General features: G+C 67.7%; 7 protein-coding genes. 4 read left to right on the top strand and 3 right to left on the bottom strand.

Annotation, left to right across the window (positions count from 1 at the left end):
* The coding region (locus tag WAL33_RS04530; protein ID WP_422178920.1) for a thioredoxin family protein at window positions 1-401 on the top strand (401 nt) is incomplete at its 5' end.
* A 203-nt stretch (window positions 402-604) separates the two neighbouring features.
* Window positions 605-1981 carry an MFS transporter gene (locus tag WAL33_RS04525; protein WP_422178918.1) on the top strand — a complete coding sequence of 459 codons (1377 nt, stop codon included), beginning with the start codon at window positions 605-607 and terminating at the stop codon, window positions 1979-1981.
* A 119-nt stretch (window positions 1982-2100) separates the two neighbouring features.
* Here the strand turns inward: WAL33_RS04525 and WAL33_RS04520 are convergent, their stop codons facing one another.
* On the bottom strand, window positions 2101-2841 hold the full coding sequence (locus WAL33_RS04520) for a DUF1353 domain-containing protein (protein WP_422178916.1): 741 nt from the start codon (window positions 2839-2841) through the stop codon (window positions 2101-2103).
* Window positions 2842-3009: 168 nt separating this feature from the next.
* On the opposite strand from WAL33_RS04520, the gene WAL33_RS04515 reads away from it, so the two are divergent.
* Complete coding sequence (locus WAL33_RS04515; protein ID WP_422178914.1) at window positions 3010-3621, top strand: thioredoxin family protein; 612 nt, start codon at window positions 3010-3012, stop codon at window positions 3619-3621.
* A 212-nt stretch (window positions 3622-3833) separates the two neighbouring features.
* Complete coding sequence (gene pgi, locus WAL33_RS04510) at window positions 3834-5453, top strand: glucose-6-phosphate isomerase (RefSeq protein ID WP_422178912.1); 1620 nt, start codon at window positions 3834-3836, stop codon at window positions 5451-5453.
* 46 nt (window positions 5454-5499) lie between these two features.
* Here the strand turns inward: pgi and WAL33_RS04505 are convergent, their stop codons facing one another.
* Both WAL33_RS04505 and WAL33_RS04500 read right to left on the bottom strand, forming a co-directional pair.
* Window positions 5500-7551, bottom strand: coding sequence for a TonB-dependent receptor plug domain-containing protein (locus WAL33_RS04505; protein WP_422178910.1), 2052 nt, complete (start codon window positions 7549-7551; stop codon window positions 5500-5502).
* 247 nt (window positions 7552-7798) lie between these two features.
* Window positions 7799-8011: a hypothetical protein gene (locus tag WAL33_RS04500; protein WP_422178908.1), complete on the bottom strand. Its 213-nt coding sequence runs from the start codon at window positions 8009-8011 to the stop codon at window positions 7799-7801.
* Window positions 8012-8026 lie beyond the last annotated feature (15 nt).

Below are 8026 nucleotides of genomic sequence, written 5' to 3'. Positions count from 1 at the left end.
CCGCGACGCCCGCCGCCGCCGCGTCGGCCGAGGCGCCGGCCGGTCCTGGCCTGGCCTCCGAGCCCTGGAGCCCCGAAAAGGTCGCCGCCCTCCAAGCCGAGGGCAAGGTGGTGATGGTCGACTTCACCGCCGACTGGTGCGTGACCTGCAAGGTCAACGAGGGTACGGCCCTGAAGGGCCAGCGCCTGGTCGACGCCTTCAAGGCTTCCAACGCCGTGCTGCTGCGCGCCGACTGGACCAAGCGCGACGCCGTCATCGCCGCCGCCCTGGCCGAGCACGGTCGGGCCGGCGTGCCGCTGTACCTGGTCTATCCGAAGGGAAGCGGCGAGCCGGTGATCCTGCCGCAGCTGCTGACCGAGGGCCTGGTGATCGAGGCGGTGGAGAAGGCGGCCAAGGGTTAGCGCGTATTATCTTCACGCTCGGTGCGTGGTCCTCGTCTTTCGACAAGCTCAGGATGTGGACCATTTATAGGGCGGGGCGATAGAAAAGCCTCATCCTGAGCTTGTCGAAGGACGAGGTCTTCGTCTCGGACGCCCATGTCGATACGCCCTAACACCGCTCGCCCAAAGTTGCGCTCGCCGCCGGCCGCTGGCAGGTTCGCGCCATGTCCAGCGCACCGTCCGATCTCGATAGCCAGCACCCGCCCCGGTCGGTGTTCCATCATCTGCTCGGCAACAACCTGGTCGCCAACATCACCAACTTCACGGTCTGGTTCGCCCTGACCTTCTACGTCTATCTGGAGACCCGCTCGGTCTTCGCGACGGGCATGATCGCCGGCGTCTATCTGGTGCTGACGGCTGGGTCTGGGATCTGGTTCGGCAGCCTGGTGGACCACCACCTCAAGAAGACGGTGATGCTGGGCTCCAGCCTGGTCTCGCTGGTGTTCTACACCCTGGCCCTGGCCGCGCACCAGCTGACCCCCAAGGGTGGCCTGGCCGAGGTCTACGCGCCCTATCTATGGATCTTCATCGGCCTGACCATGCTGGGCGTCATCGCCGGCAACATCCGGTCGATCGCCCTGCCCACCCTGGTGACGGTGCTGATCCCCGAGCCCGAGCGCGACAAGGCCAACGGCCTGGTCGGGATGGTCACAGGCATCGGCTTCCTGACCACCTCGGTGATCAGCGGCTTCCTCGTGGCCTGGGGCGGGATGTTCTACACCCTGGTCTTCGCCATGGCCTTCACCGCCCTGGCGTTCGCGCACCTGCTGGGCGTGGGCGTGAAGGAGCCGCGCGCCGCGCCGCACGCCGACGCCCCCGCCGAGCCTCGGCGCGTGGACATCGCCGGCACTCTGAAGGTGATCGGCGCGGTGCCCGGCCTGTTCGCCCTGATCCTGTTCGCCTGCTTCAACAATTTCCTGGGCGGCATCTTCATGGCGCTGCTGGACGCCTACGGCCTGTCGCTGGTCTCGGTCCAGGCCTGGGGCCTGCTGTTCGGATTCCTGTCGACGGCCTTCATCCTCAGCGGGATCATCATTTCCAAGACGGGCCTGGGCCCCAATCCGCTGCGCACTCTGCTGCTGGTCAACCTGATCACCTGGTCGGTGTGCTGCGTGTTCACCGTGCAGTCGTCGATCTGGCTGCTGGGCGCGGGCTGTTTTGTCTGGATGTTGTTGGGCCCCTATGCCGAGGCCGCCGAGCAGACCACCCTGCAGAAGGTGGTGCCGTATGAGCGCCAGGGTCGGGTGTTCGGTTTCGCCCAGTCGGTCGAGCAGGCCGCCTCGCCCCTGACCGCCTTCCTGATCGGCCCCTTGACTCAGTTCGTCGTCATTCCGTTCATGTCCACGGGATCGGGGGCGGACGCCATCGGCGACTGGTTCGGGCGCGGGCCGGAACGTGGCATCGCCCTGGTCTTCACCCTGGCGGGCGTGTTCGGGGTGGCGGCGACGCTCCTGGCGTTCAATTCCAAATACTACCGCCAGCTGGTCGAGGCTTACGGCAAAGGCGGGGAGGATCCGGCGCCCGAGGCGGGGGCGGCCTAAGAGGCCATCTCTTTAATTCCGCTCATCCCGGGGAAAGCCGTGACCCAAACCGAGTCCGCGGGAGGGACGATCGTCCCGTTCGCGAGGGCCAGTCCGGACAGGCCGCTAGGGCGTACACCCTACTTCTTCTTCCCGTCCTTGTCCCCGAACGGCAGCCGCGCCTTCACCTGGTCCAGCGGCGTCCGCGTGACGACCACCGGCGGCGGGGCCGTGATCACCGGGCCCTTGATCGGATAGGCCCGCCAGCCGGACTGGATCAGGGCGCCGAAGCCCTGGCAGCGCGGCAGAACCTTCACCGCCCCGATGCGCGGCTTGGCGAAGGGCGCGGGCTGGAAGAAGTCCTGGCGCTTGGGATCGGTGAACCTCCAGTCGGTGAGCAGGCCGTAGCCCTTCTCGCCGCCGATCCGGACGGCCTTGTAGGCGATGTTGGCCTGGAACGGCGGCACGCCGTATTTCAGCATCGCCCGCAGGAAGATGTCGTCGGCCTCCTGCCGCTTGCCCGGCTCGCCGATCGTGTAGAGCCAGTCGTGGACGATAGCGGCTCGCGCGGTCGGTCCCTGCGGGTCGACGAAGCCCTGGCCATACCAGGGCACGCTGGCGAAGTCGGTGACATACCAGCGCGGCACCACGATGACCTTGCCGGTCTGGGCGTCGCAATAGGGGAACTCGGCGTCCAGGGTGAACAGCTTGCGGCCGTCCTTGGTCTGGTTGAACAGCATAACCGGCTGCGGCGTCAGCGAGCTGGGCGGCGTCGGGGCGACGACCGGCACGAAGACCGTGGTCCTGGTCTGGGTGGCGCAGCCGGCCAGGAGGACGGCTGCTGCGGCGAACGCGGCGGAGATCTTGAATTTCGGCGGCATGGTCGGTGGGCGGTGCTCGGATGGAGGCGATCTTCTGGAGGTCTAGCTTCGCCTTATCAAGCGTGCATGGCGAAGGTGCGGCGATGCCGTCAAGTTGTTGCGAGTCTTTCTCGGAACGGGGTTCTGTGGAATCCTGTGGTCGGGGGCTTCACGCTCGGGAGAACCGCCATGCCGATCACTCGCCGTCTCGTCGCCGCCGGCCTGCCCCTGATGGGGCTGCTCCTGGCGCCGTCCCTCGCCCTTGCCGAGGCCGCGCCCGCCTTCACCGCCGTCGACGTCGACGGCAAGACCCGCTCCCTGTCCGAGTTCAAGGGCAAGGTCGTGGTGCTGGAATGGGTCAACGAGGGCTGTCCCTACGTTCGCAAGCACTATTCAGGCAACATGCAGGGCCTGCAGCAGGCGGCCACGGCCAACGGCGTGGTCTGGCTGACCGTCGCCTCGTCGGCGCCCGGCAAGCAGGGCTATTTCCCGGACGGCGCGGCCGCCAAGACCTGGATGAACGCCAAGGGCGCCAAACCCACGGCCCTGCTGTTGGATTCCCAGGGGACGGTGGCCACGGCCTACAAGGCCAAGACCACGCCGCACATGTTCGTCATCGATCGCGACGGCCAGATCGTCTACGAGGGCGCCATCGACGATACGCCCAGCGCCAAGGTCGAGGACCTGAAGACGGCCAGGAACTACGTCGCCGCCGCGCTCAATGACGTGAAGGCCGGCCGCAAGGTGGCCGTGGCCTACAGCCAGCCCTACGGGTGCTCGGTGAAGTACAAGGACGCATAAGCGCCCCAAGCATCCGTTCATCCCGGCCTTGGCCGGGATGAACGGATGGACAACACCGCAGGCTTCGGCGTCACGGAAAACGGCTTCCTTCGCGAAAAACCTATTGGTCTTCATGACGCGGCGGCATCCGTTTGCTAAGCCCGCCCGGGCAAGCGCCTATTGACCAACCCGCACCGCCCAGCCCCTACCGCTTCAGTGTGAAGGAACGCCGCATGGCCGATCTCGACGCCGCCTGGACTCGCCTGGAAGACGCCGCCAAGGCCGCCGGAGAAAAGCGCATCGTCGAGATGTTCGAGGCCGAGCCGGGACGGCTCGCGGCGCTGACCCTGGACGTCGCCGGTCTGCACATCGACCTTAGCAAGCAGGCCTGGGACGAGGCTGGCCTGGAAGCCGCGCTCGACCTGGCCCACGCCGCCGACGTCGAAGGCGCCCGGGCTCGGATGTTCGGCGGCCAGGCGATCAATTCGTCCGAGGGCCGCGCCGTCCTGCACACCGCCCTGCGCGCCAAGGCCGATGCCGACTTCAAGGCTGGCGGCCAGCCCGTGATGGCCGAGGTCGAAGCCGTCCGCGCCCGGATGAAGGCCTTCGCCGAGGCCGTGCGCTCGGGCCAGATCAAGGGCGCCACCGGCAAGCCGTTCAAGGCCATCCTGCACATCGGCATCGGCGGCAGCGACCTGGGCCCGCGCCTGCTGTGGGACGCCCTGCGTCCGGTGAAGCCCAGCATCGACCTGCGCTTCGTGGCCAATGTCGACGGCGCCGAGTTCGCCCTGACCACGGCCGACATGGACCCCGAACAGACCTTGGTCATCGTGGTCTCCAAGACCTTCACCACCCAGGAGACCTTGGCCAACGCCAGTGCGGCCCGCGCCTGGCTGGCGGCCGCCCTGGGCGAAGAGGGCGCCAACCAGCATCTGGCCGCCATCTCCACCGCCCTGGACAAGACCGCCGCCTTCGGCGTGGCCGACGATCGGGTGTTCGGCTTCTGGGACTGGGTGGGCGGGCGCTACTCGCTGTGGTCGTCGGTCAGCCTGTCGGTGGCCGTGGCCTGCGGCTGGGACGCGTTCCAGGGTTTCCTGGACGGCGCGGCGGCCATGGACGAGCACTTCGCCACCGCCTCACTGGAGGCCAATGCCCCGGTGCTGATCGCCCTGGCCCAGATCTTCAACCGCAACGGCCTGGACCGCCGCGCCCGCTCGGTCGTGCCCTATTCGCACCGCCTGCGCCGCCTGGCTTCGTTCCTCCAGCAGCTGGAGATGGAGAGCAACGGCAAGTCGGTCGGTCCCGACGGCATGCCGGTCAAGCGCGGCACCGCCACGGTGGTGTTCGGCGATGAGGGCACCAACGTCCAGCACGCCTATTTCCAATGCATGCACCAGGGGACCGACATCACCCCGATGGAGCTGATCGGCGTGGCCAAGTCCGACGAGGGCCCGGCCGGCATGCACGAGAAGCTGCTGTCCAATCTGCTGGCCCAGGCCGAGGCCTTCATGGTGGGGCGCACGACGCAGGACGTCGTCGCCGAGCTTCAGGCCAAGGGCGTTCCGCAGGCCGAGATCGCCACCCTGGCGCCCCAGCGCACCTTCGCCGGCAACCGCCCCTCGACCCTGGTGCTGATGGAGCGTCTGACGCCCCAGACCTTCGGCGCCCTGATCGCCCTTTATGAGCACAAGACCTTCGTCGAGGGCGTGATCTGGGGGATCAACAGCTTCGACCAGTGGGGCGTTGAGCTGGGCAAGGTGATGGCCGGCCGCATCCTGCCGGAGCTGGAAAGCGGGGCGGCGGGGTCGCACGATCCGTCGACCGCGGCGCTGATCCAGCGGTTGAAGGTCTAGCCGCCGACGTCCGACCTCGACCTGAAGCGCCGCCCGCCACCTGTTTCTAGAACGTCTTCCTCAGCTTCAGCGACAGGAAGGTGCGCGGGTCGATGTCGCGTTCCTCGGTGAAGGCCACCGGCCGGGGCGCGGTGCGGTCCGAATAGACGGCGCGGCGGATCACGAAGTCGTCCCAGATGTTCAGCTGGGCGCGCAGCGACAGGGTCGGGGTGGGCTTGTACTCCACGAAGCTCTCGACATAGCCCGCGCCGCGCCAGCTGCTGGTCTGGTCCGGATCATAGGTGCCCAGGCCCAGCAACGGCAGCCAGTTGACCCCCCACTGGGTCTTCCAGGCCGCGATGTCCTGCTGGAAGCCGATATTGGCCTGGGTCGGCCGCACGTCCGAGATCGGACGATCCTCGCCCGTGGTCGGATCGGTAACGTGGGTCTCGTTCCAGTCGTTCTTGAAGGTGAAGCGGCCGCCCTTGATCCCCCAGCGGTCGGTGGGGATCACGATATTGACCGACAGCTTGTCCAGCGTGCCGTTGCCGATATTGCCGGTCGCCGACAGGCCGCCGGGCAGGGGCAGGCGGTCGATCACGTCGATGATCTCGTCGTGACGGAAGCCGATCGAGACGATGCCCTCGCCCCAGAACCGCCGCTCGTAGGTGATCTCCGAGATCCAGCGCTGCTCGGGCTTGAGGTCGACATTGCCGCCGTAGACGTTGCCGTCGTCCAGGTCGGACGACGCGGCGAAGTCCCCGAAGTCCAGCTGGCCCAGCTCGCGCTCGAAGCGGACCCGCAGCTGGTGGTTGGCCTTGGGCGTCCAGGTCGCCTGGAAGCGGGGCTTGGCGTAGAAGAAGCTCTCCTCGGCCGAGGCGTCGCCCGACTGCTTGATCGTCGAGGTCTCCAGCCGCAGCCCGCCCTCCAGCGTCAGCTTGGGGTTCACCCGCCAGGCGCCCTTGACGAAGGCCTCGCCGCGCAGCTCCTCGACCTTGACCGAGGCGCTGGGCAGGTCGATCGCGACGCCGTTCTCGACATAGGCCTGGTGGGTGTCGAGCATGTTGTAGGCCACCTCGCCGCCGGCCTCGAAGGTCAGGGCGGCGGTGCGCTCGTGGCGGACCAGGGCCCGCAGGATCGACTCCGAGGAGTCGCCCTCGGCGGTGAAGCGCTGGTCCAGGTTCTTCTCGGTGTCGCTGCCGGTGGCCACCTGGTCGAAGCTCTCGAACTGGTGGATGACGCGGGTCTCCAGCGTCCATTTCGGCTTCAGCGGCCGGATATAGGTCAGGCCCAACTCGCCCGACTTGTTGTCCTCGGCATAGTCGCTGGAGCGCAGCACGCCCGGCGAGCTGATCTTCTGCCACTCGTTCCAGTCGTCGACCCCGTACTCGGCCGTGGCCTCGATCTTGCCGCCGGCCAGGGGCCCCGCATAGTTCAGCCGGGCCGAGTCGCCGCCGCCCCAGCCGTCGTTGGCGTAGGCCTCGTCGCGCAGCACCGCCCCGGCCGCGTCGCGGCGGACATTGCGGCCCACGCCGTTGGAGTCGCTCATGCCGATGCCGTCGCTCAGCCGCACGCTCCAGCTGCGATCGCCGTTCTTGGCGTTGAACTGGTAGCTGCCGCCATAGATGTCGTGGCCGCCGTCGAACAGCTTGGCTTCCCAGGTGACGATCGACTGGCGGCTGGCGGCCGTCTTCAGGATCACGTTGGCCACCACCGCATAGCCCTGCATGTCGATGCCCGGCGCCCCGCCGCGGATCAGCTCGATGCGGTCGACCTGGCCGGCGGGGGTGCGCTCCAGCACGTCGGTGCCCTGGTCGTTCTTCGAGGCCGGGCGGTTGCCGTTGATCAGGATGTTGCCGACCGCGCCCTCGAAGCCGCGCGCCCCGCTGCCGTCGTCGGGGCTGAAGCCCGGCACGCGCTCGACCATGTCCAGGGCGGTGTTGGGCCGCTGGGCGGCGAAGAAGTCGGGGTTGAAGACCAGCACGCCCTTCTGGGCCGCGTCGTCCAGCGGGGCCTGGCCAGGAGCAGGGACGGCGGCCGGCGCCGTGTCGGCGGCCTGGCTGGCGCCGGCGGCAAAAAACAGGGCGGCGGCGCTCGCCAGCAGCATGGTCTTGGTCATCGGCAGTTCCCCTCAGTGAGGCGACAACTGCCGATCCGCAACGGTCAACTCAAGTTACAAGATGGAAAGGTGGATTACATCGACGACACATTACACGTCGTTCATGGTCGTGGACTGGGTCCGGCCTGTGGATAAACCTATGAACGCGCCATTAAGACTTGGCGAGATCTGGAAAGACATCGGCATAGGACGATGACGGGGCTGGGGACCCGCACTGCGCGCGTCCCCAGCGGTCAAGGCCGAGAGATCAGTGACGGTCCTGGCGCGCGCTCGCCTCATATCGGGCCAGCGTCTGCTCCCGCAGGCGCAAGGTCGCCAGTCTGATCTCCCGGCTCAACGCCTGGCCCGTGGTCTCGAGCCGGGCCTGGATCTCCGCGTTGGTGAGGCGGTCCAGGTCGTCGGTCTTCCCGAAGGCGGCCAGGTGGTCGTTGGCGGGGGTGGGGGGCTTGGGCTTGCTCATTGAAAGGTCTCCAGG

The organism is Caulobacter sp., assembly GCF_049283275.1.
Classification (GTDB): domain Bacteria; phylum Pseudomonadota; class Alphaproteobacteria; order Caulobacterales; family Caulobacteraceae; genus Caulobacter.
The sequence above is the reverse complement of the archived record's forward strand: the minus strand, read 5'-3'. Positions and strand labels throughout refer to the sequence as shown.

Coding starts and splice junctions, on each gene's coding strand:
- pgi (WP_422178912.1), top strand. CDS start 3,834: ATGGCCGATCTCGACGCCGCCTGGACTCGCCTGGAAGACGCCGCCAAG.
- WAL33_RS04515 (WP_422178914.1), top strand. CDS start 3,010: ATGCCGATCACTCGCCGTCTCGTCGCCGCCGGCCTGCCCCTGATGGGG.
- WAL33_RS04505 (WP_422178910.1), bottom strand. CDS start 7,551: ATGACCAAGACCATGCTGCTGGCGAGCGCCGCCGCCCTGTTTTTTGCC.
- WAL33_RS04525 (WP_422178918.1), top strand. CDS start 605: ATGTCCAGCGCACCGTCCGATCTCGATAGCCAGCACCCGCCCCGGTCG.
- WAL33_RS04520 (WP_422178916.1), bottom strand. CDS start 2,841: ATGCCGCCGAAATTCAAGATCTCCGCCGCGTTCGCCGCAGCAGCCGTC.
- WAL33_RS04500 (WP_422178908.1), bottom strand. CDS start 8,011: ATGAGCAAGCCCAAGCCCCCCACCCCCGCCAACGACCACCTGGCCGCC.